This is a genomic window from Roseobacter sp. YIN89 (assembly GCF_057219365.1).
Genome location: NZ_JBXVVD010000001.1, coordinates 714,837 through 741,483 on the forward strand (window position 1 = coordinate 714,837; position 26,647 = coordinate 741,483).

General features: G+C 55.9%; 29 protein-coding genes. 8 read left to right on the forward strand and 21 right to left on the reverse strand.

Features of this window, described 5'->3' with window-relative positions; all coding sequences use genetic code 11:
• Window positions 1–189: 189 nt before the first annotated feature.
• The 4 genes from AC2D8V_RS03485 to AC2D8V_RS03500 form a co-directional block, all read right to left on the reverse strand.
• Window positions 190–870, reverse strand: coding sequence for a hypothetical protein (locus AC2D8V_RS03485; RefSeq protein WP_484732122.1), 681 nt, complete (start codon window positions 868–870; stop codon window positions 190–192).
• A 152-nt stretch (window positions 871–1,022) separates the two neighbouring features.
• On the reverse strand, window positions 1,023–1,229 hold the full coding sequence (locus AC2D8V_RS03490; protein WP_484732123.1) for a cold-shock protein: 207 nt from the start codon (window positions 1,227–1,229) through the stop codon (window positions 1,023–1,025).
• 407 nt (window positions 1,230–1,636) lie between these two features.
• Window positions 1,637–1,819 (reverse strand): hypothetical protein, encoded by a 183-nt coding sequence (locus AC2D8V_RS03495; protein ID WP_484732124.1) that lies wholly within the window; start codon window positions 1,817–1,819, stop codon window positions 1,637–1,639.
• A 201-nt stretch (window positions 1,820–2,020) separates the two neighbouring features.
• Window positions 2,021–3,214 (reverse strand): alpha-D-ribose 1-methylphosphonate 5-triphosphate diphosphatase, encoded by a 1,194-nt coding sequence (locus AC2D8V_RS03500; RefSeq protein WP_484732125.1) that lies wholly within the window; start codon window positions 3,212–3,214, stop codon window positions 2,021–2,023.
• On the opposite strand from AC2D8V_RS03500, the gene AC2D8V_RS03505 reads away from it, so the two are divergent.
• Entirely contained in the window at window positions 3,213–3,884 is a 672-nt protein-coding gene (locus AC2D8V_RS03505; protein ID WP_484732126.1) for a DUF1045 domain-containing protein, read from the forward strand. The genes AC2D8V_RS03500 and AC2D8V_RS03505 overlap by 2 nt on opposite strands.
• Here the strand turns inward: AC2D8V_RS03505 and phnN are convergent.
• Genes phnN through AC2D8V_RS03525 form a run of 4 tightly spaced genes read right to left on the reverse strand, consistent with a single transcriptional unit; the run spans window position 3,866 to window position 6,719 of the window.
• The gene (phnN, locus tag AC2D8V_RS03510) at window positions 3,866–4,411 is read right to left on the reverse strand and encodes a phosphonate metabolism protein/1,5-bisphosphokinase (PRPP-forming) PhnN (RefSeq protein ID WP_484732127.1); all 546 of its coding nucleotides are present in this window, start codon (window positions 4,409–4,411) and stop codon (window positions 3,866–3,868) included. The two genes, AC2D8V_RS03505 and phnN, sit on opposite strands and share 19 nt — an antisense overlap.
• On the reverse strand, window positions 4,408–5,091 hold the full coding sequence (gene phnL, locus AC2D8V_RS03515; protein ID WP_484732128.1) for a phosphonate C-P lyase system protein PhnL: 684 nt from the start codon (window positions 5,089–5,091) through the stop codon (window positions 4,408–4,410). Before phnL ends, phnN begins: the two co-directional genes overlap by 4 nt.
• Before the next feature lie 3 nt (window positions 5,092–5,094).
• Window positions 5,095–5,865 carry a phosphonate C-P lyase system protein PhnK gene (phnK, locus tag AC2D8V_RS03520; protein ID WP_484732129.1) on the reverse strand — a complete coding sequence of 257 codons (771 nt, stop codon included), beginning with the start codon at window positions 5,863–5,865 and terminating at the stop codon, window positions 5,095–5,097.
• Complete coding sequence (locus AC2D8V_RS03525; protein WP_484732130.1) at window positions 5,862–6,719, reverse strand: alpha-D-ribose 1-methylphosphonate 5-phosphate C-P-lyase PhnJ; 858 nt, start codon at window positions 6,717–6,719, stop codon at window positions 5,862–5,864. Before AC2D8V_RS03525 ends, phnK begins: the two co-directional genes overlap by 4 nt.
• Window positions 6,720–6,751: 32 nt before the next feature.
• Here AC2D8V_RS03525 and AC2D8V_RS03530 point away from each other — a divergent pair, with 32 nt between their 5' ends.
• Complete coding sequence (locus tag AC2D8V_RS03530) at window positions 6,752–6,919, forward strand: hypothetical protein (RefSeq protein ID WP_484732131.1); 168 nt, start codon at window positions 6,752–6,754, stop codon at window positions 6,917–6,919.
• A gap of 2 nt (window positions 6,920–6,921) precedes the next feature.
• Here the strand turns inward: AC2D8V_RS03530 and AC2D8V_RS03535 are convergent, their stop codons facing one another.
• Genes AC2D8V_RS03535 through phnG form a run of 3 tightly spaced genes read right to left on the reverse strand, consistent with a single transcriptional unit; the run spans window position 6,922 to window position 9,030 of the window.
• Window positions 6,922–8,010: a carbon-phosphorus lyase complex subunit gene (locus tag AC2D8V_RS03535; RefSeq protein WP_484732132.1), complete on the reverse strand. Its 1,089-nt coding sequence runs from the start codon at window positions 8,008–8,010 to the stop codon at window positions 6,922–6,924.
• A gap of 1 nt (window position 8,011) precedes the next feature.
• A complete protein-coding gene (gene phnH / locus AC2D8V_RS03540) occupies window positions 8,012–8,575 on the reverse strand; it encodes a phosphonate C-P lyase system protein PhnH (RefSeq protein ID WP_484732133.1) in 564 nt (187 codons plus the stop codon).
• Complete coding sequence (gene phnG, locus AC2D8V_RS03545) at window positions 8,575–9,030, reverse strand: phosphonate C-P lyase system protein PhnG (protein WP_484732650.1); 456 nt, start codon at window positions 9,028–9,030, stop codon at window positions 8,575–8,577. The genes phnH and phnG overlap by 1 nt, the downstream gene beginning before the upstream one ends.
• Before the next feature lie 81 nt (window positions 9,031–9,111).
• On the opposite strand from phnG, the gene phnF reads away from it, so the two are divergent.
• Together phnF and AC2D8V_RS03555 are read left to right on the forward strand one after the other, a co-directional pair.
• Window positions 9,112–9,831, forward strand: a complete 720-nt coding sequence (gene phnF, locus AC2D8V_RS03550) for a phosphonate metabolism transcriptional regulator PhnF (protein ID WP_484732134.1) — start codon at window positions 9,112–9,114, stop codon at window positions 9,829–9,831.
• Between the two features lie 222 nt (window positions 9,832–10,053).
• Window positions 10,054–11,928 carry an adenylate/guanylate cyclase domain-containing protein gene (locus AC2D8V_RS03555; protein WP_484732135.1) on the forward strand — a complete coding sequence of 625 codons (1,875 nt, stop codon included), beginning with the start codon at window positions 10,054–10,056 and terminating at the stop codon, window positions 11,926–11,928.
• A gap of 257 nt (window positions 11,929–12,185) precedes the next feature.
• Here the strand turns inward: AC2D8V_RS03555 and AC2D8V_RS03560 are convergent, their stop codons facing one another.
• Window positions 12,186–13,379 carry a serine hydrolase domain-containing protein gene (locus tag AC2D8V_RS03560; RefSeq protein ID WP_484732136.1) on the reverse strand — a complete coding sequence of 398 codons (1,194 nt, stop codon included), beginning with the start codon at window positions 13,377–13,379 and terminating at the stop codon, window positions 12,186–12,188.
• Between the two features lie 249 nt (window positions 13,380–13,628).
• Between AC2D8V_RS03560 and AC2D8V_RS03565 the strand changes: the two genes are divergently transcribed.
• The 3 genes from AC2D8V_RS03565 to arsJ are packed head-to-tail and all read left to right on the forward strand — an operon-like array spanning window position 13,629 to window position 16,731.
• Window positions 13,629–14,477 (forward strand): arsenate reductase/protein-tyrosine-phosphatase family protein, encoded by an 849-nt coding sequence (locus tag AC2D8V_RS03565; protein ID WP_484732137.1) that lies wholly within the window; start codon window positions 13,629–13,631, stop codon window positions 14,475–14,477.
• Window positions 14,474–15,472, forward strand: coding sequence for an ArsJ-associated glyceraldehyde-3-phosphate dehydrogenase (locus tag AC2D8V_RS03570; protein WP_484732138.1), 999 nt, complete (start codon window positions 14,474–14,476; stop codon window positions 15,470–15,472). Before AC2D8V_RS03565 ends, AC2D8V_RS03570 begins: the two co-directional genes overlap by 4 nt.
• Before the next feature lie 5 nt (window positions 15,473–15,477).
• Window positions 15,478–16,731, forward strand: a complete 1,254-nt coding sequence (gene arsJ / locus AC2D8V_RS03575) for an organoarsenical effux MFS transporter ArsJ (RefSeq protein WP_484732651.1) — start codon at window positions 15,478–15,480, stop codon at window positions 16,729–16,731.
• A gap of 57 nt (window positions 16,732–16,788) precedes the next feature.
• On the opposite strand, the gene AC2D8V_RS03580 is transcribed toward arsJ, so the two are convergent.
• The 6 genes from AC2D8V_RS03580 to phnC form a co-directional block, all read right to left on the reverse strand.
• Entirely contained in the window at window positions 16,789–17,406 is a 618-nt protein-coding gene (locus tag AC2D8V_RS03580; protein ID WP_484732139.1) for a DapH/DapD/GlmU-related protein, read from the reverse strand.
• Between the two features lie 2 nt (window positions 17,407–17,408).
• A complete protein-coding gene (locus AC2D8V_RS03585) occupies window positions 17,409–18,050 on the reverse strand; it encodes an SDR family NAD(P)-dependent oxidoreductase (protein ID WP_484732140.1) in 642 nt (213 codons plus the stop codon).
• On the reverse strand, window positions 18,050–19,363 hold the full coding sequence (gene phnE, locus AC2D8V_RS03590) for a phosphonate ABC transporter, permease protein PhnE (RefSeq protein ID WP_484732141.1): 1,314 nt from the start codon (window positions 19,361–19,363) through the stop codon (window positions 18,050–18,052). Before phnE (AC2D8V_RS03590) ends, AC2D8V_RS03585 begins: the two co-directional genes overlap by 1 nt.
• Window positions 19,360–20,235, reverse strand: coding sequence for a phosphonate ABC transporter, permease protein PhnE (phnE, locus tag AC2D8V_RS03595; RefSeq protein WP_484732142.1), 876 nt, complete (start codon window positions 20,233–20,235; stop codon window positions 19,360–19,362). Before phnE (AC2D8V_RS03595) ends, phnE (AC2D8V_RS03590) begins: the two co-directional genes overlap by 4 nt.
• A 65-nt stretch (window positions 20,236–20,300) precedes the next feature.
• Window positions 20,301–21,212: a phosphonate ABC transporter substrate-binding protein gene (gene phnD / locus AC2D8V_RS03600; protein ID WP_484732143.1), complete on the reverse strand. Its 912-nt coding sequence runs from the start codon at window positions 21,210–21,212 to the stop codon at window positions 20,301–20,303.
• Between the two features lie 58 nt (window positions 21,213–21,270).
• Window positions 21,271–22,086, reverse strand: coding sequence for a phosphonate ABC transporter ATP-binding protein (gene phnC, locus AC2D8V_RS03605; protein ID WP_484732144.1), 816 nt, complete (start codon window positions 22,084–22,086; stop codon window positions 21,271–21,273).
• Window positions 22,087–22,322: 236 nt separating this feature from the next.
• On the opposite strand from phnC, the gene AC2D8V_RS03610 reads away from it, so the two are divergent.
• Window positions 22,323–22,616, forward strand: a complete 294-nt coding sequence (locus AC2D8V_RS03610) for a hypothetical protein (protein ID WP_484732145.1) — start codon at window positions 22,323–22,325, stop codon at window positions 22,614–22,616.
• Here the strand turns inward: AC2D8V_RS03610 and AC2D8V_RS03615 are convergent.
• The 3 genes from AC2D8V_RS03615 to AC2D8V_RS03625 all read right to left on the reverse strand — a co-directional run bounded on the left by AC2D8V_RS03615 (window position 22,613) and on the right by AC2D8V_RS03625 (window position 26,219).
• The gene (locus AC2D8V_RS03615) at window positions 22,613–23,551 is read right to left on the reverse strand and encodes an aldo/keto reductase (RefSeq protein WP_484732146.1); all 939 of its coding nucleotides are present in this window, start codon (window positions 23,549–23,551) and stop codon (window positions 22,613–22,615) included. The genes AC2D8V_RS03610 and AC2D8V_RS03615 overlap by 4 nt on opposite strands.
• A gap of 473 nt (window positions 23,552–24,024) precedes the next feature.
• Window positions 24,025–24,930: a DUF2950 family protein gene (locus AC2D8V_RS03620; protein WP_484732147.1), complete on the reverse strand. Its 906-nt coding sequence runs from the start codon at window positions 24,928–24,930 to the stop codon at window positions 24,025–24,027.
• A gap of 2 nt (window positions 24,931–24,932) precedes the next feature.
• Window positions 24,933–26,219 (reverse strand): DUF3300 domain-containing protein, encoded by a 1,287-nt coding sequence (locus AC2D8V_RS03625; RefSeq protein ID WP_484732148.1) that lies wholly within the window; start codon window positions 26,217–26,219, stop codon window positions 24,933–24,935.
• Between the last annotated feature and the right edge of the window lie 428 nt (window positions 26,220–26,647).

Genomic DNA, 26,647 nt, shown 5'->3' on the forward strand with positions numbered 1-26,647 from the left:
GAACACTTGAAAACTGCGGTATTTGTCCAACCCGCGCAGTTGGCTTTTCGCCCACTGCGCAGGTGCGTTCGCCGCAAGATGACCGAGGCATTCTTGTGGCCGATCATACCAGCAGTTGGGAATGGTTCGTGTACGAGGATTATGGCAGTTGCGCTAATCAGCCCTACCGATCGGGCGGAAAGACAGTTTTTAAATGACGTTTCGGATGGCCGTACAAAGTTCGGGATGCAATATCCATTTCGCCGGCTTGCCGTCATTTTCGGACAAACCACGATATCCAATCAACGCTGTTTCATCCGAATTGGCGGACGCCGCCGAAGAACCAGTTTCCAAAAAGAGATAGCCCTCAATCATGCGGCCCACGCTGGCAAGCGCTCTGTTGGCCGAGGTCGGGGACTTGTAGCTGCCAGCATTGGCGACCATTGCCTCTTCCAACCCGTCTGCTTCTGCCAGCGACAACGCCATCAACATGGCGCGCTGTGGACGTGTCAGGCTAACCGTGTTCAGCGCCTCCATGTATTCTTCAGTGCTCGGCACGGATGCGCCAGTGTGAGCGTCTGTTCTGCGATCTTCGTTCCTACGGTCTTGACGCGCGTCTAGCGCAGTATGCAATGCGGTGATCGCGGCGTCTTCTGTTGTGCCGGTTGCTTCGGCAATCAAACCGCGTGCTCTTGTCTCTGGTTTTGGAAACGCACGGGCGACATATACCCCGGAAAGACATCCTGATTTGATCTGATATCTTCCATACTCGCTCTGCCGGATTGCTGGCGAGGGATCCTTCTTGGCCTCTTTGGCTTTCGACTTCTTTGACATTCCCTTGAAAACGTCACGTCGCGTCTCTGGACGGTTTGCGGCAGTGTAATCTGACATTGGACTTGTCTCCTGGGAAGTAAAATTCGTGGTGCTGGTTCAGCAGATGCCGATCCGACCAAACAAGCTGCTGCAAGAAGCAGCGGAACAGCTTCCAAAGACAAGCGTCGTTAGGCTAGGGGCGCCCCAAAGGGAGCGCCCGCTTGCATTCTTCAGGCGAGTGCGATGTTGGTTGCGCTTTCGCGACCGTCACGCCCACTCTCGACATCAAAGGTAACCTTCTGATCGTCGTTCAGGCTGGTCATCCCAGACCTTTCGAGTGCAGAGATGTGCACAAACACATCCTTGCCACCTGTTTCCGGTGCAATAAAGCCGAAGCCTTTGTTGGTGTTGAACCATTTCACTGTGCCATTGGCCATGTGAATTTTCCTTAAATGATCGCTGCCCGCAACATGCAGCAGCCCGGCTTCTCACGACAGTGTCGAGCGCTGTGAGCCGATAAAGGAAAACAGAGGGTCGAATAGAGGTCAGTAGCCCACCAAAGGTGGTGTCTGCTGGCGAAATTTACAAGGTGCATTCGGTCGTTTGTCCAATATTCCTTTGCCAAGGCAGCATTGGTACACTAATGATCACTAGCTGCTGGATACCCTGGCGGCCAGAAAAGGAAAGCCAAAATGTCGTTCAACGACTTGGCGAAGAAAGAGGCCGCCGAAAAAAAGGCCTCGCAAGACACAGACCCTAAACCGCAAAACGCAGCCGAACGAACCTCTGAAGCAAAGCCAGAAGCTTCCGATCCATAATCGGGTTGAAGCACACGGTTGAGCATTCAGGCACCACGCTTATCCAGCGAGTAAGCGTGGTGCCGAACAGTATTGCTAAGAGTTGCCGCCAAACGCGATCTCACTAGTCGTTTACGCAGGTTTACGGCGCCGAAAACGAATGTGTCGCCGGTGGCCTCTTCAAGCGCAACTTTCAACATCACCGCGCCCGCTTCAGCCGCTCCATGCATTCAACGTTTGAAACGGAAAGTTTCAATATTTCTCACACTGTGGCGCAAGGAGACGCAACGACAAGGCGTGTATCCATCAAACAGAATTTCAGAACCGCGGCCGCTTCGGAATTGGTCATTTTGACGGATGGTGGAGGCGCGTAAAAGCGCTCTACAACTTGCTAGAACATCGTGATCTTTGGGGGCGAAACTCCTAAATGGTCAGCCCACTTTGTTGCCTTGGCTCCAGACACCGCGTATCAGCGGTGTTTGGCCGATTTTACGTACACGAATTAGATCACCGCGCAAACCTGTCGCCAAAGCGCCCCGGTCATGTAGCCGCACGGCCTTTGCGGGGTTGCTGGTCGCTGTGGCAATAGCGCGGGGCAGATCGTTCCAGATATCTGCGAGGTGGAAGGCCGACAAAAGGAGCGCCGAGGGTACGTAATCTGACGAGATAATGTCGAGAAGATCCATTTTTGCGAGAGCCTCCGCCGCGACATTGCCGGAGTGCGATCCGCCGCGGATCAGGTTGGGGGCGCCCATCATCACGGCAATGCCGTTGGCGCGGCAGGCTTTAGCAGCCTCTACAGTTGTGGGGAACTCGGCAAAACCCACTCCGTTTATCGCGGAGGTGGCGACATGATCGGCAGTAGTATCGTCATGGCTGGCCAGAACCGCGCCCAGTCGCCCTGCCTCTTTGACAGCGCCTGCCTCGTGCTTGGCACCGAAACGTTTTTGAAGCTTCAAAAGGTTCTCTACATGTTCGGCAAATTCAGTATCGTTCATCCCGCGTTTCTTGGCGACATAGGTTTTCAGCGCAGTCAGATCACGGAACTGGCGCTGACCCGGGGTGTGGTCCATCAGGCTGACGATGCCGACCCTGTCGGAAGGTCCAAACGCCGCCAGTTCTTCAAGCAGTGTCTCTGAACAGATTTCGGCTCTGAGATGAAGGAAATGACTGATCTTGAAATACCCCTGTTCACGTGCGGCCAGAAGTTCATCCGCCAATTTGCGTGCATAGTCGATGTAACGTCCCTTGCCGCTGTGAATGGACCCAACCCGCATGGCGTCAAACACCGTCGTGATGCCCGTAGACGCAAGTTCGGCATCATGAGCGATCAAGGCGGGCAGATGGGGCCAGTCCACTTCGGGGCGCGGTTCGATGTGGCGTTCGACATTGTCTGTGTGGAGTTCGACGAGCCCGGGAATGACGAGATCACCGGCACAATTCAATGCACCAAGCGGAACGTGATCGCCTTCGGTGATGTCACAAATGACGCCCTGCTCTATTGTGACTGAACCGATGATCACCTGATCTGCCAATACAAGCTGCGCGTTGGCAAGACACAGGTCGCTTGACACGTCGTTGTCACACGCATTTGTCACAGAAGACGCGGGTAAAGGGGAATTCATGTCATACTCTCGATTTGCAATTTACTATGTGCCTCCGGTTGGCCCGCTGGCCGATTTTGGCGCAGCTTGGCTCGGTTGGGATGTCGCGCGTGGCCGTGAAGTGCGCCAGCCCGATTTGGACGGTTTGCGTGACATCACGATGACACCCCGCAAGTATGGGTTCCATGGAACACTGAAACCACCGTTTCGCCTTGCCCAAACACACACGATTCATGATTTGGAAAAAGCCACTTCGGACCTCGCGGCATCGCTTGCCCCCGCAAGCTGCGATTCTTTGGAACTGGCAACCTTGGGCCGGTTTCTGGCGCTGACGCCGCTCGGCGGCAAAGAAGCGGTGCTGCGTGTTTCGCAGGCTTGCGTCAGCGAACTGGATGCATTTCGGGCTCCGGCTGATGCAGCGGAACTGGCGCGTCGTCGTGCGGCGGGACTGAGCGCGCGACAGGACGCATTGCTGATGCGATGGGGTTATCCATATGTCATGGAAGAATTTAGGTTTCATCTGACCCTGTCGGGAAGGCTGCCTGAGGCAGAGCTTTCTGGGTGGGCAGAGCAGGTAAAACGACATTTGCCCGCCTTGCCTGCGCCCTTTGTCCTTGACCAGATTGCCTTGTGTGGTGAGCGGAAAGACGGGCGGTTCGAGATGCTGCATCGCTATGCGCTCGCCAGTTGAAGCAGCGCCGCCCCTCGGGCAACGGTCTGTGCCAAGGGGCCATCGTTGGGGAGCTGGATGACTTCCAGACCCTCTGGCAAGGTCTTCTCGGCCTGCGAAAGGCGTTTGGTGATCTCGTCTTGCGTCTCACGTCCTCGCGCAGCCAAACGCCGGGCAAGCGTCTCTGGTTTCGCAGTGATGTTAAGAACTACGAAACGCGGGAAAATCTCGGCCGCTTGCGTCAAGGCCATGCGGGAGAAGTTAACAAGGCAATCGGTCCCTTTGCCAAGTTGGTATTTGACGGTGATCGGAATGCCGTAGTGCAACCCATGTGCGCGCCAATGGACCGCAAAAGCGCCATCTTCGATCAAGGCTTCAAATTGCGTGACAGTAACTGCGTCATAGTCTTCTCCGCCTAGATCAGGCGCACGTGTGACAACGCGGCGGACCACATGCATATTTGGAATAGCGTTGTGAAGGCCTGCCATCACGCTGTCTTTGCCCACACCTGATGGACCTACAACAGCAATGAGTCGACCTTGTGTCATGCGGCCAACACCGGGGTAAAGCGACCGACATCAATTTCGCGATCGCAGACACGGTTTCGGGCCGCCTCATCATGGAAAATACCGATGATGGCCGCGCCACGCGCTTTGGCGTCTTGGATCAAGTCTAGCACCACCTCGCGATTTGCAGCGTCAAGGCTCGCGGTGGGTTCATCCAGCAACATCGCAGGGTAGTCATGGGTGAAACCACGAGCGATATTTACGCGCTGTTGCTCGCCGCCCGAGAAAGTCGTCGGGGACAACGCCCAAAGCCGTTCGGGGATGTTTAACCGGGTCAACAACGCCTTGGCGCGGTCCTGTGCTTCTTCTGCCGAGACACCCAAAGCGCGCAGAGGCTCTGCGACGACATCGACAGTTGGAACACGCGGCACCACACGCAGGAACTGGCTGACATAACCTAGGACTTGACGACGCAATGTGATGATGTCGCGCGGTTCGGCCCGAACGATGTCTACATCGCCAATCCGAATTTCGCCTGTCTGCGTGAGATAGTTGCCGTAGATCATCCGCATCAGCGTGGATTTCCCTGCGCCGGATGCTCCGGTGAGCGCCACACATTCGCCCGGTGCGACCGCAAAGGTTACATTGCTGATCACTTCGATCACCGCACTGCCCTGATTGTGCAGGGTAAAGGTTTTCGAAACATTTCGGAGTTCTATCATGGATCAAACCTGCAAAACGGAGCTGACAAGAAGCTGGCTATAAGCGTGCTGCGGGTCATCCAGAACCTGATCGGTCAATCCTGCTTCGACCACGCGGCCTGATTTCATGACCATCAGGCGGTCTGCCAGCAGGCGAACCACAGCCAGGTCATGGGTCACGATGATCGCTGAAAGCCCCATGTCTCGCACAAGACCGCGCAGCAGGTCTAGCAGTCGCGCTTGGACCGACACATCAAGACCCCCGGTCGGTTCATCCATGAAAACAAGGCGCGGACCCGTGACAAGATTGCGCGCAATTTGCAAACGTTGCTGCATCCCGCCCGAGAAGGTGGTGGGGCGATCATTCACACGTGACACGTCGATCTCGACACGACCCAGCCAGTCCATGGCTTTGTCGCGAATGTCGCCGTAGTGACGCTCGCCCACGGCCATCAACCGCTCGCCAACATTGCCGCCGGCACTCACACCCATGCGCAACCCGTCACGGGCGTGTTGATGAACAAAGGCCCAATCGGTTCGACCGAGCATCCGACGCTCCGGCTCTGACATGGTAATTGTGTCACGCGGGCCGTCGGCGCGGGTGTCGAAAACTACCTGTCCTGCGTCTGGGGCCAAATGTCCTGCCATGCAATTGAGCAAGGTGCTTTTGCCCGACCCGCTTTCGCCAACGATCCCCATAACCTCACCGGGATACAGATCGAAGGAAACATCCGCACAGCCTATATGGGCGCCGTACCGCTTGGTGATGCCCTGAACGGATAGCAAGGGTGTCATGCTGCATCCTTTCCTTTGTGGCCAGCGGCCTGTCGGGCTTCACAGTAATCGGTGTCAGAGCAGACAAAAAGCCGCCCACCCGCGTCGTCGACAATTAGCTCATCAAGGTAGCTGTCGGTCGCACCACACATCCCACAGGGATGATCCGCTTTGGATGCCTCGAACGGGTGGTCCTCAAAATCGAGGCTGATCACTTGGGTATAGGGGGGCAGGGCGTATATCCGCTGCTCGCGTCCTGCGCCAAAAAGCTGGATTGCGGCCATATCGCCCAGCTTTGGATTATCGAATTTCGGGATCGGCGACGGGTCCATCACATAGCGTCCCTCGACCTTGACCGGATAGGCGTAAGACGTCGCGATATGGCCGTGGCGGCTGATATCTTCGTAAAGCTTTACGTGCATCAGCCCGTATTCCTCAAGGCTGTGCATTTTGCGGGTCTCGCTCTCACGCGGTTCAAGAAAGCGCAGCGGTTCAGGGATCGGCACCTGATAGACGAGTATCTGACCCTCGCCTAACGGCTCTTCGGGGATGCGGTGGCGGGTTTGGATCACAGTGGCATCGCTTGTTGCCGTCGTCGTCGCAACACCTGCTGTGCGTTGAAAGAAGGTCCGGATCGAAACCGCATTCGTCGTGTCATCGGCGCCTTGGTCGATCACCTTGAACGTGTCGTCGGGTGTCAGCACCGCTGCTGACACCTGCACCCCACCGGTTCCCCAGCCATACGGCATCGGCATTTCACGCGACGCGAAAGGAACCTGATAGCCGGGAATAGCCAGACCTTTGAGGATGGCGCGGCGGATCATGCGCTTGGTCTGTTCGTCGAGATAGGCGAAGTTATAGGCTTGATCGGTCATAAAAGCGCCTCAGTTTTTTGGGAAGGCAAAGCATGGACATTTTCTTTGACCTTTACGTGGCGGCTCGAGATCACCCGGAAGCAGTGCTGATCTGTTTCGGTGTGCCTATTGTTCTCGCGTTCGTTTTTCGCGGCAATGGCGACAGCGGGAGCGGAAGCGGAAGCTGGTTTGACTGCGACGGTGATGGCGGCGGCGACTGATATCACTCTGCAGCCTCCTTGGTCTGAGCAGAACTTGCCTCGCGACGCAATTTGCGCACCAGTTCCAACTCAGACTGAAAATCGACGTAATGGGGCAGCTTGATGTGTTCAAGGAACCCCGTCGCCTGGATGTTGTCGGCGTGGTATAACACGAACTCTGCATCCTGTGCGGGTGCCCCCACATTGTCCTCACCCAATTCCTCCCAGCGCAACGCGCGATCAACCAAGGCCATGGAAATCGCTTTTCGCTCGGTCTGGCCAAAGACCAGCCCGTAGCCGCGGGTGAATTGCGGCGGCTCGGTTTTCGAGCCGGTGAACTGGTTTACGGTTTCGCACTCCGTCAGGGTTACTTCGCCGATCTCGACGGCAAACCCAAGTTCCGGAATGTCCATTTCGACCGGAACTGACCCGATCCGTAACTCGCCCACAAAGGCGTGGTTGCGCGCGTAGCCGCGTTGTGTCGAGTAGGCAAGCCCAAGGGTAAAGCCTTCATCAGAGCGGGTGAGCGCCTGAAGTCTCAGGGCGCGGTTCGCAGGCATTTCCAGTGGTTCGCGGGTCAGGTCAGGGGGCGGTGTATCGTCATGAGGAGCTTCTTCTATGAGCCCTTCACGGTTCAGAAATTCGGTGACATGAGGGACGTTATCTGGCGCGGCGTCACGGCTAGGGGCCTCGGCCACCCCACCTTCTGCGGCCAGTTTGAAATCCAGCAAACGGTGTGTGTAGTCAAAAGTCGGGCCAAGTACCTGTCCGCCCGGCAAGTCCTTGAACGTGGCCGAGATGCGTCTGTCGCAGTCCATAGCGGCCGTATCGACAGGCTCGGAGGCACCAAAGCGCGGCAGAGTGGTGCGATAGGCTCGAATGAGGAAAATCGCTTCGATCAGATCGCCGCGTGCCTGTTTGATCGCCAACGCCGCAAGGTCTGGATCATAAAGCGAGCCTTCGGCCATGACCCGATTGACGGCAAGGCTCAATTGCTCGCGGATCTGGGCGATGCTGAGTTCTGCGACATCCGTACTGCCCCGGCGCTCTTCGGCGAGCCAAGCATGGGCGTTTTCGATTGCCCGCTCCCCGCCCTTTACTGCGACATACATGTCAGGATACCTCGGTCGATCGGGGCAAAGCCGCGAGGCTATTGCCGCAGGTAAGAATGAAATCCAGTCCGAGAGGGAAAAGGGTCTGGTTTGACTGAAAGGCCTCTACTTCTGGCAAGGAAAGCGTTGCTTGATCTTTGATGCCTGGACCCGTCAGTGTCGCCCCTGTGGCGGCAAGTTCGGAGCATTCCACAACGAGAGTCGCCGAGCGATCAGGGTATTCGGAGGTGCCGATCGGGTAAGCCGTCAGCGGCGCGATTGCATCCCATGTGCCAACCGCAAACATACAATGGGCCGGCCCTACAAACGGTGCACCTGTGTGAAAGGACAGCCACGCCCGCACGGCATCGCAGTCCATTTCGCCAGCCAGATAAACCGGTGTCTCCGTATCGCATAGCGTCAGCAGAACCGCACCCATCGCGGGCGACAGAGGGGCAGGGGGCGCGGCACCTTTGATGTCCTGAATAGTACCCGGACGGGCCATGGCTTCCATCAAACTACGAAAGGCGTGGGCTGCGTCGACGGCTGGGTTGGCAAATCCGCCGGAAAGGGTGTTTGCCTGCATCAGTCTTCTCCTCGGGTCATGGTGAAGAAATCAACTTTTGTCGCGGCCGCCTTGGCGGCTCGGGCGGCTTTCACGGCGGTCATTTCGATCTGCAAAGGTTCAAGAACCGTTTCGCGCAACCTGTCTGCCAGTGCGGTCTGCATAAGCGCATCGACCAACGCCGCGGCCTCAGCGTCCGCCTTGCGGCGTCCTTGGATATAGCTGTGCCCGACTTCGCCAGTGTCCAAAGTCAAAGCGCAACGGGTTATGGTCATCTCACCCAGATTGAAAGGTGTGCCGGTGGCACCGGCGCGCGCGCGCACCATCGTGCTGCCAATCTCTGGTGCGCGCAGCCACGTGAAAGCGGGGCGCGACATTTCAGCATCCAAAAGTGCGGCAACACGCCCTTGGGGCGCTTTGGCCAGCAATCCCATCCACGCCTTGCGGGGATTATCTGGGCTCACAGTGTCTTTCATCTCGACAACTTGTCTTTCTTCTATACAACTATACATATCCTACCACATTCGCGTTGCCGCGACAGAAGAGTTTTGTGAAATTTGCGTAACAGTTCAGGCAAAACCCCAATCTGGAGGGCTATTGCTGATGCCCTGCGCAGCGACTTGGCCGAAGGACGCTATCGCCCCGGCGACAAGCTGCCGACAGAGGCTGCGCTGGCAGAGCGCTTCGGTGTCAACCGCCACACCGTGCGCCATGGTATCTCTGCGCTGGTCGACGAAGGGCTTATCCGCACTCGGCGCGGTGCGGGGGCTTATGTTGCGGCAACGCCCACAGACTACCCCATCGGACACCGCGTTCGGTTTCATGAAAATCTGATCGCCGCAGGCCGTAGGCCGGAAAAGCGTGTTCTTGCGCTTGATCAGCGGGCCGCGACCATGGGTGAGGCGGCGGCGTTACAAATTGCGGCGGGCGATCCGGTTTGTGCCTATCGCGGCCTGTCATTGGCTGATGGCCAGCCGATTGCAGTGTTTGAAAGCTTGTTTCCTTTGACACGTCTTTCGGCGATCACCGCCGCACTAAAAGACACCAGCAGCGTAACAGAGGCGTTGAGCAGGGCAGGCGTGGCTGACTACACCCGTGCTTCAACCCGTCTGACGGCCGTGCGCGCAACCGCTACGCAGGCGCTTCTCTTGCAAGTAGCTGAGGGTGATCCACTTTTGAGGTCGTCGGGTGTTAACATTGCCGCGCAGGGTCAGCCTGTCGAGTATGGCCGGACTTGGTTTGCAGGCGATCGGGTCACGCTGACGCTCGAAACCTAGAAACTGAACTTCCCTCTTTTGGATACACAATCGCATCTGGCTGTGCCTGAAAATCTTGTTGGTCCGCTTTGAAACCTCCGTCCAAAGCGGTCGTTAGTCTGCCAGTCTACTCTGCGGATGCGGGAAGTGGTTTCTTAATGCACTTCACGCTTAAACCGCAATTCCACCATAAGGTTTGAATCGCTTGCAAGACTCTTGTTATTATCCCAGTGGAGCAAAAGGGTGACCTCCTTGGAAAGACGCCTCACAACGATCCTTGCCGCTGACGTTGTTGGTTATAGCCGCATGATGGAGGCTGACGAGCAAAATACCTACGCTGCGCTCAAAACCCGGCTGGATTATTTCATCTTACCGACCCTAGATGCAGGGAATGGCCGGGTCTTGAAATTGATGGGCGACGGCCTTCTGGCCGAATTTGACAGCGTCGTGGATGCGGTCGAGTGCGCACTGAAGCTGCAAAGAGGTATGGCAAATAGCAACTCGGAGGTTGCTGAAGGCAAACAGCTTATCCTGCGAGTCGGGGTGCATCTTGGCGATGTGATCGCAGAACAAGGCGACATTTTCGGAGACGGTGTCAACGTGGCAGCACGACTTGAATCAATGGCTGAACCTGGAACCGTGTGTATTTCACGACAGGTACTTGACCATATTGAAACGAAGATCAAAGTCGCACGAACAGACTTAGGTCATTGCAAAGTAAAGAACCTTTCCCGACCCGTCCACGCCTACAGATTGGACCCTTTCCGGACGGGAAATATCACCGAAGAGACCCCAAGACACCGTCGTGTTTTCGGCTTGCTTGCCATTTTTGCTGTGTCTCTTGGCGTCGCTATTGCTCTGTTCCAGTCTTGGCCGAAGCAAATAATCCGCCCAGAACCACAAACAGAATTACGGGACATCGCCACACTTCCTTCACTAGCAGTTCTTCCCTTCGAGAATCTCTCAGGTGACCAAGAAGACGATTACCTCGCTGATGGAATGACCGATGACCTTATTACCGATCTCGCGAGGTTGTCTGGACTGGTCGTAATTTCACGTTCGTCTGTTTTGCCCTACAAAGGGCAGTCTCTGGAAGCGCAGGATGTAGCCGGAGATTTAGGGGCACGGTACGTCGTGTTCGGAACAATGAGGCGAACGGGAGACATCCTGCGGATCAATGCCAAGTTGGTGGATAGCGAAACGGGTGCGCATGTCTGGGCTCAGCGATATGAGGGAGGTTCCAATGACTTATTGGCTCTGCAGGATGACGTGCGCGGTCAGATCGTCTCCGCTCTTGAGGTTCGTTTTAGTCCCGAGGAAGAAAAAAATATTACGCACTCGAAGACAGATAACCCGAAAGCCTACGATGCATATCTAAAGGCGCGTCAACGGGAAAGTTTCTTCACAGAAGCGTCCACGCGTGAAGCAATACGCCTTTATCGCCTGGCGCTCGAACACGATCCAGAATTTACTTCTGCTACGGCGCGATTGGCGATTGTCTACACCTTGGCAGCAGACAACGGTTGGATTGCTGATACTCAAGAAGGACTGGAACTTGCGCGCAGTCTCGCGGCTCAAGCGATTGCAAAGGACCCAAACCTGCCATCCGCCTACTGGGCGATGGCCAGATACTACACACGGGATGAGACATGGGACACTGACAAAGCCATTCAGGCGCTGGAGACAGCAATTTCGATCGATCCTAACTATGCTGATGGTTATGCAATGTTGGCAAATACACTTCAGTTTGTGGGCCGTTCAGAAGAAGGGCTAGGCATGATCGAAGCGGCGATGCGCCTTAACCCGAACTTTCCTTTTTGGTACTATTTTGCGCGAGGTGCGAACCAATTCAATCTGCGGCGTTTCGAAGAGGCTCGTGCAAGTTTTGAAAGTGCCATCGAACGCAATCCCGGATGGCCAGGCAGTTATCGCTATTTGATTGCAACCCTTGGCCATCTTGGCGACATTGACGAAGCGGAATGGCAGTTGGAAGAATTTCAGTCACTTGGTTTTGAGCTCAACCTGACCGACGAGAAAACTCGAAACAAAATCCAGGATCCTGCGTACAGAGAGCTTTACTTCGAAGGGTTGCGGAAGGCTGGAGTGCCAGAAAGCTGAATGCCGGGCGTGCGGCAGTTTATTGTCGAAGCAATCGCTTTGCAGGCCCACAAAAAGTATCTGCGCCGCGACCAAGGTAAACGAGTCTAGGCAATCCGGGACGATCAGCAGACATTACTCATCGTTTGGAATGCTCTGAAGCCCTGCTTTGCCTTGATGCGTATCCTTTGCGTTAGGCGGGCAGAATACCGGGCAGACGTTTCCCAAAATGGTTCTTCATTTCAACTCGGCCATTTGAGAGGCGCGGTCGTTTGCGTTCATTCCGCAAAGGCACCGACGTCCTGCAGGACCTCGGTGACTGAACCCGCGGCGAAGGACGCACCGTTGTTGGCCGACGTTCCGAACGCGACCAACGAGAAATCCGGCCCCGCAACGACATCGGACGCATGGCCGAGCGTCTGCCCCCCATGCCCCCATAGGTCTTCACTTTTGAGCCCCAAACCGACCCCGTACGCCAGATAAAGAGAGTTCTTTGGCTTCACCGTCTCTTGCATGAGAAGAAGAGTTTCGGCGGACTGGAACAGATCGCCCCCGACCAACGCCTCAATGAACACTTGCATATCGTCGACTGTCGAGATGACGCCGCCGGCAGCCCAACCTTGCGACAGGTTCCAGTCCGTCATCTCATTGTCGGTTCCTATGAAATACGCGCGCTGCAGTCCGAACGCAGGCCTAGGGATGCCGTTCCAGAGATAGGTGCGGTCCATATCGAGCGGGCCGAAGATCCGCTCTTCATAAGATTTCTCGAGCGGTAAACCTTCCAGCTTCTCTATGATCATTCCCAGAAGCGCGTAGCCTGTGTTCGAGTAGCTCCACGCCCCTTCCGCGTCAGGCAGGAAGTTCGGCGCGCCATGTTCAATGACGAAATCAATCATTTCCCGCGGATCGAGTTGCCTCAGAAGCGCCGCGCGATCTGTGAGGCCCCCCTCCATCAGTCCGGGTGTTCCGTCAGGCGCATTGTCGGTATAGCTGAACACTCCTGATGTGTGTCGGGCAAGCTGTCGAAGGGTCATAGCCTCGCCGTTTGGTAGCTTGGCCGCGATTTCAGGCAGGTGCCGAGACAACGGATCGTCGAGGCCCAAACGCCCCTCTTCGACAAGCTGAAGCAAGACAACGGCTGTCATCATCTTGGTATTGCTTCCGATCTCGAAGGGCGATGCGCAATCCATTGGCCTGCCTGCCTCTGGGTCCGCATAGCCCGCGGCCGCGATGTAATGCCAGTCGCCCGTGCGTACCGACAAAACGGCCCCCGGTGCCGCGCCATGTGTTGACTCCAGTATCTCCGACAGCACACCGTCCAGTCTTTCTTCAACGGCAACAGGCGCGTCCGAAACGGCCGAACAGATGCCACTCTGTACAGGTTGGGCGCTGGCAGGGAGCGGAAAGGCAGTGAGTGCCAAAAATGCACCCACTGGAACAAGGATATTCAGAAAAGAGTGATTATTCGCCATCTGCTCTCACCCATGGTTGGCTTGTAAGGAGAATGGGGTGGCTGGTGCGCAGAGTCCACTGCTCGCGACGATGATCTAAAAATCTTTGTCATCAACTCACTTACCTGTTTCTCCGCAGAGCAGTTGCTCAGCTGTTGGCCAAGAACGACGGCCTCGTCCGCTTGTCGGACCAACATGATTTGCAGTCTTAGCCTGAGATTTTACAAAAATTTCATATCCGCGAATCCGTAATTCATATATTCATGAACTATGGAAATATTGATTCCCAACCGCCTTTCCACGCTGGGCCATCCGCAACGACTGGCCCTGTTCCGGCTGCTGATGCGCCGCTATCCTGACCGCGTTCCGGCAACGGAATTGGCGCAGGCGCTAGGTCTAAAGCCGAATACGCTTTCGACCTATGTCAACGCGTTGATGCAGGCCGATTTGATCAGCCAAGAACGCGTTGGAACCTCCCTGCGTTATGCGGTCAACCTCGATGCTGCCCGCGAAACCATCGACTACCTTCTGCACGATTGCTGCCGCGGACGAGCTGAGATCTGCGCTACGAATTCCATTCCCGCCTCTGATGGAGAGATCCCAATGACCGACCATAAATACAATGTGCTGTTCATTTGTACCGGCAATTCCGCACGTTCCATCTTTGCCGAGTCCATCCTGCGCGACCTCGGTGGTGACCGCTTCGTTGCCTATTCCGCGGGTACCAAGCCTCGCTCGGAGCTAAATCCATTCGCACTCGAGGTGCTGGAACAGAAAGGGCATGATGTGTCGGTTCTTCGCTCCAAAAACATCTCTGAGTTTCAGGGGACAGATGCCCCGAATTTTGATTTCGTTTTTACCGTCTGCAATCGGGCGGCCAATGAAGAATGTCCCTCATGGGCCGGTCAGCCCATCAGCGCGCATTGGGGGCTCCCTGATCCGGTAAAGGTTAAGGGCTCTGACGCAGAACAAAGCCTTGCCTTTCACCAGACCTACGGCGCGTTGCGCAACCGAATGATCGCATTTTCCGCATTACCAATTGAGTCTTTGGACAGGTTGTCCCTGCAAAAAGCCGTCGATGAAATTGGTCAAACTGACGAAGAAGGACACCATCAATGACCGTTTACGCCCTCAACGGCCTTGGCCGCATCGGGAAACTGGCCCTGAAACCTTTGTTGGATCGGGGGGCAAAAATCGCATGGATCAATGATGCGGTGGGCGATCCGGAGATGCATGCCCATCTATTGGAGTTTGACACGGTTCATGGCCGCTGGAAGGCCGAATTCGCCCACGATGCCGACAGTGTTACAATCGACGGCATACGCATTCCTTTCGTCGGTGCTCGTGACATCGCGGATCTGCCGCTGGATGGTGTCGACGTGGTGATCGACTGCACGGGGGTCTTCAAGACTGAAGCGACGATCGCCCCCTATTTCGAGGCAGGCGTAAAAAAGGTGGTAGTATCTGCCCCTGTGAAGGACGGAGATGCCGCAAACATCGTCTATGGCGTAAACCACGATATCTACCAGCCAGACCGGCACCGCATCGTAACCGCGGCGAGTTGCACCACCAATTGTCTGGCACCGGTCGTCAAGGTGATCCACGAAAACTTGGGAATTAAACATGGGTCTATCACGACGATCCACGACGTGACCAATACACAGACCATTGTGGACCGTCCTGCAAAAGACCTGCGACGTGCGCGGTCGGCCTTGAATTCCCTGATCCCTACGACAACGGGAAGTGCGACCGCGATAACACTGATATATCCGGAATTGACGGGCCGTCTGAACGGTCACGCGGTCCGAGTACCACTGCTAAACGCGTCTCTGACCGACTGCGTGTTCGAAGTCGAGCGGGAAACAACAGTCGAAGAGGTCAATGCACTGTTCAAGGCGGCCGCTGAAAAGCCCATGAAGGGTATTTTGGGGTACGAGGAACGTCCACTCGTCTCTACCGACTACACCAATGACGAACGTTCGAGCATCGTTGATGCGCTGTCCACCATGGTGATCAACGGTACGCAGGTGAAGGTCTATGCGTGGTACGACAACGAGATGGGCTATGCCCACCGACTCGTGGATGTGGCCTGCATGGTCGGGGACAGCCTGTGACGAAAATCGCAGCGCGCCCGGAAGGCCTGTCGGCCTATATCGCGGTCACGGCGGCCTACTGGGCGTTCATGCTGACCGATGGTGCTTTGCGGATGCTGGTGCTGCTGCATTTCCACACCCTTGGATTTTCGCCGGTCCAGCTGGCGTATCTTTTCGTGCTTTACGAAATCGCGGGCGTCGTCACCAATCTTTGCGCCGGATGGATTGCCGCCCGGTTTGGCCTGACATCGACACTCTATGCAGGCCTCGGATTGCAAGTGCTTGCGCTGCTGGCCTTGGCACAGCTAGATCCGTCCTGGGCGGTCGGCGTGTCGGTTGTATTTGTCATGCTGGTGCAGGGGGCGAGCGGTGTCGCCAAAGATTTGGCCAAGATGTCGTCGAAGTCCGCAGTCAAGGTGCTGGCACCGTCCGAAGATGGCGGCCTCTTTCGCTGGGTGGCACTCCTGACCGGCTCAAAGAACGTGGTCAAGGGCGCGGGCTTTCTTCTTGGCACGGCACTTCTGGCCACTCTGGGGTTTGTCTGGGCGGTTCTAGGCATGGCTGCAATCCTCGCTGCAATCCTGCTGGCTGTTTTGATTGCCATGCCGCCAGGATTGCCCAAGGGGCGCAAGGGTGCGAAATTTTCTGAAGTTTTCTCTAAGTCAGCCAATGTAAACTGGTTGAGCGCGGCAAGGGTGTTCCTGTTTGGGGCGCGGGATGTCTGGTTTGTTGTGGGCATCCCGATTTATTTCTATGCCGTGCTGTCGGATGGCACGACTGAAGCAAACCGCGCCGCGTTCTTCATGATCGGAACATTCATGGCCGGTTGGATTATCCTTTATGGCCTCGTGCAGGCCAATGCGCCGCGCATCTTGCGGGCAAGGGAGCGGTCCGAGGCCGACTTAATTGGTGCGGCCCGTATTTGGGGCTGGGGCCTTGCGGCAGTTCCTGTAGGTCTGACACTTGCCGCTGTCACCGCGACCGAGCCACAGGTGTGGCTTACCGCAATGCTCGTCGTAGGATTGCTGGTCTTTGGCGCAATCTTTGCCGTGAATTCGTCTTTGCATTCCTATCTGATCTTGTCCTTCAGCAAAGCCGAGCGCGTCACGATGGACGTCGGGTTTTACTACATGGCTAATGCGGCTGGACGATTGGCGGGAACCCTTCTTTCTGGATTGACCTACCAAATTGGTGGGCTGGCTCTCATGCTCGGCACAGCTGCTGTGATGGTCATGCTTTCAGCGATCACTGTAGGATTTCTGAGACCGCAAAGCGCCTAGCTACAATTTCTGTGCAAGGGTGGCCGCTGTGTTTGGTGCACGAGCAACAGAGCTTGGCTACCCGCCATACCTCTCGAGAAATGTCTCTGTGTCAAGTGTGCGGAAGTCCTCCAAGGCCATGCGCAGTGCGTCATGGGGCCAGTCCCACCACGCTAACGCGATCAGGCGATCTGCAATCTCGCGCGGTTGGCGCGGGCGCAGCGGCTTTGCCGGTGTGCCGGCCACGATCATGTAGGGCTCTACATCTTTGGTCACCACAGCGCCCGCCGCCACAACCGCACCGTCCCCCAGTGTCACTTCTGGCTTGATCATCGCGCCCGCGCCGATCCATGTGTCATGGCCGATGCGCGCGATACGTGATTTGCGGTGCGCAAAGAATGCTTCGTCTCGCGCGGTGTCGTCCCAGTAGTCGGCGGAACGATACAGAAAGTGGTGACAGGCTGCGGTGTGCAAGGGGTGATCGGTGGCACCGATCCGGGAAAAGGCGGCAATATTGGAAAATTTACCGATCTGCGCGTTAGCGATGTCGGCGTATCGGTCGCAATAGCTGTAATCCCCTAATGCGGAATGCGCGACGCGGCTCCCTTTGCCGATCTCGACATACGCCCCGAAGGTGCTGTCGGTAATTTCGCAATCGGGATGGACAAAAGGGGTATCGGGGGAAAGGCGGGGCATGGTCAAAATGCGCGTTCTTCGCCGGTGAAGCGGAAGAACTTGCCGGTGTCTTCCATCGTCAACCGGTCGGCCAAGGCGAGGATACCAGTGGCAACCTCTCGGGGATCTTCGTCCGCCTCTGCGCCGCCCATATCCGTGCGAACCCAACCCGGGTCGACCAGCGCCACAGGGATCGCGTCGGGTTCCAGCGCTGTGGCGAGGCCTTGCATGATTTTGTTCGCCGCCGCCTTGGATGCGCGATAGGCGATGCGGTCTGCCTTGCGATATCCCATCCACGCCATTTGTGAGGAAACGGTCAGTATCTTTGGCGCGTGGCTTTCCAGCAGACGTGGCAATACCGCCTGCGCCACTGCCAAAGGTGCCAGTGTGTTTATCGACAGCGTTTCAGCGAAACCAGCGAAATCCATATCGCACGGCGATTGTCGGTCCGGTCCGATCACACCCGCGTTGTTAATCAGCACGTCTACCGGGCCAACATCGGCCAACTGGTCGGCAATCGTCTCAGGATCGTCCAGCCGCAAGGCCAGCGTGCCGCACCGACCGTCGCGCGTGGTGCCAAGCGGATCGTGCCCGGTGGCTTTCGCAGCAGTAACAAGCGCCGCCCCGATCCCCCTGTTGGCCCCGGTCACAAGGATGCGTGCCATCAGTCCTTGCGCCCGATCAGCTTGCCGCGCAGCCAACCTGAGAACCAGTCCATGAACATCACCATGGCGATGATCAGGACAATATAATAGGCGACCTCTTCCCAGTCTTTCTGGGTCTGGATCGCTTGGGTCAACATCAAACCGATACCGCCGCCTGTGATCGCACCGATGATGGTCGCAGAGCGGGTATTCGATTCAAGGAAATACAGAATTTGCGCCAACAGCACCGGCACCACCTGTGGAATGACCCCGAAACGGTAGCGTTGCAGCGGTTTGGCGCCTGTGGATGACACGCCCTCGATCTGCTTTTGATCGACGTTTTCCAGCGCCTCTGAGAATATCTTGCCGAACGTGCCCGTGTCGGTAATCAGGATAGCCAACGCGCCCGTCAGAGGGCCCGGGCCAAAGGCGCGGGCCAGAACTACCGTCCAGATAAGCGCATCAACGCCGCGAACGAAATCGAACAGGCGGCGGGTCGTGGCGCGAATTAGCATCAGTGGAGAGAACCGTTTGGCCGCTAGAAAAGCAAGTGGCAGCGCGATGATCGCCGCCCCCATCGTACCTAGGAACGCCATCAGGATCGTCTCGCCGATGGCCCATGCGACATCCTTGTGGCGCCACATCGCATTGTTCCACCAATCAGAGATCGCGCCAGAGACATTTGATCTTGCTGGATCCAGTTGCTGGCCAAACAGGATCTTCGTCAGGCTTTGCCCGTGATAAGGGCTGTCTAGGGTAAACCAGAACAGCTCCCATCCGGGGAAGTAATTGAAGACTTCGGTACGTGCGCCGGTCAGGGTGATGCGCCCTTCGGGTGTTGTGATCCCGATGCGGCGACTGGAGGCGGAAATCCAGTCGGGAAGGTCATCTGGCAGGTTCGTTTTCAGGCTGCGGCCCTCGGCCTGAACTTCGATCAACTGAAAACCCGGAATTTCAATCTCGGTGCGACTGTCCGGAAGATAGCGCACAATGTGATCGCCACCCAGATCAATGGTTATGATCTCTTCTCCGCTGACCCAATCGGGCCGCATGCCATCCGGATATGTCCCTTTGCGTTCGCCCTCCACGGCATAGGTCACCTCGCCTGAACGGTTGTCGCGGGTGACATGGACTTTGTGAGACCAACTGTCCGAAGCGAGTGTGATCGCGTTATCTAAATTTGCACGTCCCGCGAGGCCCGGCAAATCAAACGCAAAGAAGATATATGTGAAATAGACCGCAATCAGGGCGGGCAGGGCGAAGCCGATCATGCGCTTGCGATGGAAAAGCTTCTCGGCCTCAAGCTTGGTTGCGTCAAGGTCAACGGCTGTCATTGGCTCTGCCCTTCGGTCAAACGGTTACGGTATCGGCTCGAGACCTGATCAAAGAACACGATCGTGCCGAACAACAGGATGAAGATCGCGGCGGCCTCGTCAAAGCGGCCGGGCCCCCACGCCATTGAATTTCGCAGCTCGTAGCCGAGACCACCCGCACCGACGAAGCCTAGGATTGCCGAAGCGCGGATGTTGATCTCAAACCTCAGCAAAGTGTAGCTCACGTAGTTTGGTGCGATCTGTGGCAGCACGCCCAAAAGCATCCGCTGTGACCACCTGGCACCTGTAGAAGCCAGACCTTCAACGGGTTTGAGGTCTGCATTTTCCGCCACTTCGGAGAACATCTTGCCAAGCGCCCCTGCCGTGTGGATGGCGATGGCAATCATTGCAGGGACAGGGCCGCCACCAAGAACGAAGATCAGCACCAATGCGATAACGATCTCTGGTACAGCGCGCATGATGTCCGAGATACGGCGGAAGAGTGGGATCAGGCGCGGCCAAAGCGCCAAGCCGCGCGTGCCGAGCAAAGATAAGAACAGACCACCAATCGCGCCGATTAAGGTGGACACGGCAGCGATGTTTACGGTTTCCACCAAAGCTGGAAAGTATTTGGCGATAAGGCCGGGGAGATCAGCGCGCTTTTCCCACGCCTCGGACAAAACGTCCGCCGGATAATCACCGATTTGGTGCAATCCTTCCCAAAAGCCGCCTGCATTCCGGTCGTCTGCGATGTTGAAGCCGGATACCATCAGAACGACGAAGATCAGCAACGTCAAACCGCCGTAGAGCCTGCGGCGTTGGACCTGTGCCATATAGGCGGACTGTATGCTTTCCACCGTCTGCGGTGCGACGCTGAGTGATATGTCTGCCATTCCGACCCCCGGACAAAGAAATACCGGCAGCCCCGAGGGGCTACCGGACACGTCATAGAAATTACTTAGCCGCCGATTTTGGCTTTGCGGGCCTCAACGATAGAAATGTAGGTTTCGTGGGTTACCGGCTGGAAGCCAAGGGTGTCACCCGATGCAACACCGTAGGCGCAGTCTGGGTCCGCTTCGTAAAGACCGTCTACCAGCGCAGTCATTTTCTCGCGCACGTCAGCCGGCAGGGCTTTGCGCAGAACGATTGGACCTTCAGGGATGACTTTTGATTTCCAGATTTGGACCATATCGTTCATGTCAACAAGGCCCGCGTCCACGGCTTTGCGCAGCGCGCCGGAATTGTAGCCGTCTTCCCAGTTGCCTTGAGCGTCGGCCCAGGTCACACCGCCATCGATGTCGCCGTTGTTGACCGCAACGATTGTCTGCTCATGACCACCGGTAAATTTGACTTCACCGAAATATTCGCCGCTTTCCATGGTGACGCCGTCTTTGTACTGCGGGATTTCGATGGATGGGATCAGGTACCCAGAAGTCGAGTTCGGATCACCGAAGCCAAAAACCTTGCCTTCCATGTCGTCCAGCGAATTGATGCCGCTGTCCTTACGAGCGAACCCGATCGAGTGGTAACCGACAGAACCGTCAACATTCACCTTGATCAGAACAGGCACGACCGCTTCGGGGTCTTGCAGGAAGGTTGCCGCGTAGGCTGACGCGCCGAGCCAGGCCATGTCGATAGTACCGCCGAGCAGGCCTTGGATCACGCCGTTATAGTCGGCCGGAGCAAAAAGCTTCGTCTCGACGCCAAGTTCCTCGGTCGTGTAGTCGGCCAGACACTGATAGCTGTTCATCCGGTCCTGTGCGTTTTCGCCACCCAGAATGCCAATGCGGAATTCTGTGATGTCTTGCGCCAAAGCGCCAGTGCTGAGGGCTGTAGTGGCTGCAAGCGCCAGTGCGAGGGTCTTTTTCATCGTTTTCTCCGTTGGGTTTGATGAAGAGGGCCCGCGCCGATGCGCGGGTTAGGCTGGATCAGACGTAGACTTCCGCTTCGCGGACCTCCGGCCTGTCCAGTGTTTCGATTTCGGTGGAGGTGGCAGCTTCGGAAAAATCTGCGTTCGCCCCGTAAATGTCGCGCGCAACCCCTGTGGTCAGTTGCTCGGGCGTTCCGTCAAAAACAATCCGACCGTCTCGCATCCCGATCACCCGATCGCAATAGCGTCGCGCGGTGTCGAGAGTGTGCAGGTTGGCAATGACCATGCGCCCGTCTTCTTCGTGGATGGTCCGAAGCGACTCCATGACAACTTGTGCGTTCATCGGGTCGAGGGATGCGATGGGTTCATCTGCCAGAATAATCTTTGGGTCCTGCATCAACGCCCGTGCGATTGCCACGCGTTGTTGCTGGCCACCTGACAGTGCTTCGGCCCGTTTGGGGGCCTGCTCTGCGATGCCGAGGCGATCCAGAATTTCGATGGCCTTGTGTATGTCCGCTTGTGGATAAAGGTTGAACATTGTCGCAAATGTGGACCGCTTGTTCAGCGTGCCGTGCAACACATTCGAAACTACGTCCATCCGGGGAACGAGATTGAATTGCTGAAAGATCATCGCACAACGCGATTGCCAATCTCTCTTGGCCGCCCCGCGCAGCGCCGTGATCTCTTCACCCTCAAAGGTGATCTTGCCCTCCGACGCATCGTTGAGCCGGTTGATCATACGCAGCAGCGTAGACTTTCCGGCACCCGAGCGACCAATGACACCGATCATGGTCGGTTTGTCGATATAGATGTTGGCCGCGTCCACGGCTGTCTTGTTTCCAAAGCGCTTGGTCAGCGTGTCGATCTGCAGCATATCGCCCCCATGTTAAGGGAGCGCATAGAGAACGAAGGCTACAGCTTCGTGACGGATTTGATTCAGTTTTCTGACAGCTTTGCGACAGAAATGTAAAATATCGCCATGTCCAGTGATCGCATCACGGGTACATTCCATCACAGCGGACATAACTTTCCTCAGTATTAAAGGATTTTTTTATCCACAGGATGTCATAAACCTGTTACATTCGGGCGTGAGGAAAGCGAGTTTTTAAAATGATCGACCGGTACACTGTACTTTTTGGCATATGCGTATTGTTTCCGACATTTGCCCAAGCGCAGATGTCTGATGTCAGCTGCGATGACAGAACCCGCATGACCGAAACCTTGAAACAGGTAATCGGAGCAGAGCGTCAGGGAATGGGTCTGCGTGACGCTGACACGATGCTGGAAGTCTGGGTTACTGAACGCACCGGGGATTGGCTGATTGTGCAGAATTACGCAAACGGCACGTCCTGTATCGTCGCTATGGGTGCACACTGGGAAGAAAAGCTGGCGAACCCTGCCTAAGGTACTGCTTCTTCCAGTCGGTCGGTTGCAGGGGCAGGCCGCACGGAAAGCGCCTCGATGCGCGCGTATTCTTCTGCGGTCAATTTCAGGTTTTGAGCAACCAGTGATGGTTGCAACTGAGCGACATTGCGGGCGCTGATGATGGGTGATGTCACGGCAGGATGATGTGCGGCCCAGGCCACGGCGAGTGACGCTGGGTCGGCACCCCGATCCTGCGCCAGTTCCGACAACGCTTGTGCCGTCTCAATCATCCAATCCTGACCGTAGCGCGCGGCATAGCGTTTGTCCGTCGACAGACGCCCTGTTCCGCCTGAAAGATATTTCCCCGTCAGTAATCCACTGCCAAGAGGAGAATAGGGAGCAATCGCGATCCCCTCCGAGAGCGCCATGGGAAAGAGTTCAACCTCGGCTTGGCGTTTGACCAGCGAATACATCGGTTGGATAATGTCGATGCGAGTTCCCACCATATTTGCAACTGTTTGCGCCTTCATCACCTGCCACGCGGCAAAGTTCGACACGCCGAGATGTCGAATTTTGCCTGATTGCTGCAAATTGCCCAGTGTTTCAAACGTCTCGTGCAAGGGGGTGTCCGGGTCCCAGCGGTGCAAATAAAGGATATCTACCGTGTCAAAGCCCAACCGCGTGCGGCTTTCATCGAATTGCCGAAGAATGTTGTTGCGGCCACTGCCGCCGGTGTAGCCGGTCTTTGTTGCTACTATCAGCTTGTCGCGCTCAGGTTTTGCAAACTCTCCCAACATCCGTTCAGAGGCGCCATCGGTGTAGGTATGGGCCGTGTCAAAAAAGTTGACGCCTGCCGCGCGGCACGCCTCGTACATTGCCTGACTTGCCGCGGCATCCGCCGTGCCGCCAAATTGCATGCATCCAAAGCAGAGTGGAGATACCTTCGAGCCATCTTGCGAATTCAATTTATGCAACGGCTTGGCTCCTGATACCGAAATCTGGGATCCATCGCCTAGACTGTTTGTATGACTGTTTTGTGACAGGTTTTCAGAGTGACAATTGATTTGAGAAATAGGTGAATATCAGCAGGGGCACGATGATCTGACTTACGCTCAGCGAGGCTATTCCGGACCTGAAACATCTTTTTGAATATTGTATCTGCAACGCAAAAAAGCACACCGCCCGGCGTGTTTTAGGAGCAATGTCGGACCTGCCTTGCGCCGCCGGGGGCCAAACAGTGCTGGGCAATTTTATATCAGTTGGCAGCATGTGCTCAGAGCGAACCCGCGCAGTGGGCGTCTGACCGTCCTCTCCGCGATGGCTCCGCCCTGATGCATTTGCCGCGACAGTCGAAACGATACACCGATCAAGCCCGTGATCACATGTCGGCAATTTTACACAAATTACCGCAACCAACCTGACGCAGGCCCGATTGCCTACATGCCATTCACTGTCCTACAGGAAGCCACTCTTCTGTAGGGTCATACGCAAACATTTCTGCAGCGATGGTAAGCGTGTCTTCTCCAAGAACGGCTTCCAAAATGACTCCATTCTCAGACACCATAAAGCTGTGTATTCCGGTTTCCCCGTAGACAGCAGGCACCGCAAGAAGAGCATGCCCGCCGACCATGTTCCCGTTGATCACATAATCCATTGCTCCACCCGGCGCGGCATCTGTCTGTTTCGTCAAAACGCGAAAATAGTATCCAAAGAACGGCTCTGGAGGTTGGTCAGAAGTACCGTCGTTGTACCCGGTTGCAGAGGCACGGGCGAACAACTCACCCAACAACGTGTCTTCTTCCGGCCAGAACAATCCGTCACGGGCCTCTGAAGATGACGAGATGATCTGTTGCGCGAACTCCATGACCCCGTCGCCATCCATATCGGCCTGGCGGAAAGCATTTTGAATGTCGCCGTATGCGCTCAATAATTCGATGATCTCGAGTTCGTTCTCTCCAACCTGGCGCAGCCGCACTTCTTCGCGTCCCAAGTCGTTATCAAAAGACCAAGAACCGTCCTCAGCCTTGGCCAAAGGTACGGGAAACAGCCATCCCCCGGAACCTAACGCAATCATGACTGACCCATCTTCTTGCGGCTCAAAACGGTAGCCCTCCTGATAAAGGTCGAGCATTGACAGGCGGTTGAGTTGATCTTCCACCGGGTCGCCAGCAGAAAGATAGTCTTTTGCCTCAGTCCCAAATACATCAAGTACAGCCGCTCTGTCGGCGTTTCGAAGCGCATCCATCAACGCTTCGAGCGCGTCCTGCGGTGTTTGATATTTTCCGGGGTCGGCCATCGCCGTCTTGGCGAGCAGACAAGCCAGTACAATCGCTAGAAACTTTAGATTACGCATCTTTAACCCCTTCTTTTCATCTTTTTGCCACTGGCCTTCCCACGGCTAGAGGCCTTGCGCGCTTTTGGTGCACTGGATCGTTGGCTAATCGCTTTGGGTTTTTTTTGCACCTTGGGCTTTGACGCGCTGATTGGCGCTTTTTTGGTCGACGGTTTCTTGATGGACGGGGTGTTCTTTACCGCCTTGCTAGGCTTTGGTCTGTTCACCTTGGTCGCATCGCGATTGAAATTGCCCCCTTTGGAACCGGACATTGTTTTGCGAATAGCTTCGGGTTTGACAGCGGCACCAGGTCGCGAAATGTCAGGAGCGCCCGACGAGGTCGACAATTTGTTGCGAAGGGCATCTGACCTGCTATCGGATTTGCTCACCGGCAACTTGGTCTTTCCATTACCGTCGCGCTTGGTGGAGATTTTCTCTCGGGCGTTTTCCGCGCGGTCGTCATCTGGTTTCCAGCCGCCATCGGGACGACGGTCACCTATATTGCCGGAACCGATATTGTTGCCGATGTTCACGTTTCCGTCGACATCAATGTCGATATCCGGGTTGCGGTAGATAGGACCACCACCCCATCCGCCGCAATTCCTGCAACCCCAGTAGTCGTTCCAGTCATCATCGTCATCAAAGATGGCGTCCAAAACGGTAAACGTCCCGTAAGCGATCAGGCCGGTTGTCAATGCGTCACCGACAACATTGCTGTTGTTGTCCTGCACATAAACGACCTCTGAATCGTATTGCGGCACATACACAATCTCAGGATCAGCAGGTTGGATGATAACGTCTTCTTCCTCGGTAACTTCGACAAGCTGCTGTTCGTTTGAGATCAGGGCCCCAGAGTTTATGGCCTGAGTTCGCATTGTCTGAACTGCATTCATCACGTCATCAGTCTGGGCTAACATTGCGTCGCCCATGGTTTCTGTCCATTCCAGATGCAACGCCATGTCTTCGATGACTTCCGGAAAGGCAATGGCAAGAACTTCGACACTTTCGTCCCAGTCTTCGGCCTCTATCGCTGCTTTGATGGCCTCTGGGTCTTCGCCTTCATTCGTGGCCAGCAGGCGGTCGCTTTTCACGACTTCCATTGGGTTGGTCGACGCGACAAGGATCTGAATAAGCAGCGTATCTGGATAAAGCGCGACCGGCGCGACCAAGTTTTCCAGTTCGGCTTGAGTCAGCAATGATTCTTCCGGAATGGTAGACTCTTCATCGGCTTGCGCATCTGCCATCTGAGCAAAAGATACCATTGGCAAAGCAACAAGACAGATGGAAAAGAACTTCAATAAAAGTTTCACAGTGAATTCCCCCAAAATCATTTCCTCATTTAACCGACGCCTTCAGTCGGAACTCAGGATGTTCGCAGCACAAAAACCGTAACCCGTAATTGCCATGCGTCAAAGCAGTATGTCCAAAAAAGCCGTACCATTTGGTTTGGGTTAGCCTAAGCAGCAAGGTCCGGGTAAGCTAAGCTCGGCGTTTGGTTCAGTGACAAAATATTATCACTTTAGCTGAAACTAAGTCACAAGTTCATGACTCTGCTGGCGTTCAGAAGCAGTGACAGCTTTTTGTGTCGCGGTGCGTGGGGATTACCCGCTGAGCCAAAGCTACAATCCACCTTTGACGCGATGCGCAGAACTTCATTCCGTTACCCCTTGGTGCAGATAAGACGTAAACGGATATTGTGCGATCGCCCGCGCCACGACTGTAGCGGCGGCTTGCTGCG